This window comes from Nosocomiicoccus ampullae, from assembly GCF_001696685.1.
GTDB lineage: Bacteria > Bacillota > Bacilli > Staphylococcales > Salinicoccaceae > Nosocomiicoccus > Nosocomiicoccus ampullae_A.
Window position 1 is genome coordinate 4,176 of the sequence record NZ_MBFG01000016.1, and the last position, 515, is coordinate 4,690.

Genomic DNA, 515 nt, shown 5'->3' on the forward strand with positions numbered 1-515 from the left:
TGATTTAGGGTTTGTACCATCTTCTTTTTCTTTTTCATCTGATACTCCGTCATTATCATCATCTTCATCTGTGATATCTGGAGTACCGTCACCATCTGTGTCTAATTTGAAGTTCGCTTTTGTTTTATCAGTTGTCTTATCTGGATACGTTACTACAACTGGAACATCAAATTCTTCTACAGTATCCCCATCTAATTCTTCTGGTGCTGTTACCGTAATTACACCTGTGTTTTCATCAATTTCAACTGTGTAACCTTCTGGTACAGTGAAGTTTTCATCAATTTTAAACTTCGTACCTTCTGGTGCGTCTACTACCTTACCATCTTTATCCTTGATCGTTGGAGTAGATTCCGCCGGTTTACCTGGTACTACTAATTTAGAATCATATGATGGGTCATAAAGTTTGTTGTCTTCAGCTGATTTAGGGTTTGTACCATCTTCTTTTTCTTTTTCATCTGATACTCCGTCATTATCATCATCTTCATCTGTGATATCTGGAGTACCGTCACCATCTG

The 515-nt window shown here is 37.5% G+C and carries 1 protein-coding gene; it reads right to left on the reverse strand.

All coding sequences use genetic code 11. The features are described from left to right. Positions 1-515: YPDG domain-containing protein (locus BBS29_RS08385; protein ID WP_218836847.1), on the reverse strand; the 515-nt coding region annotated here is incomplete at both ends.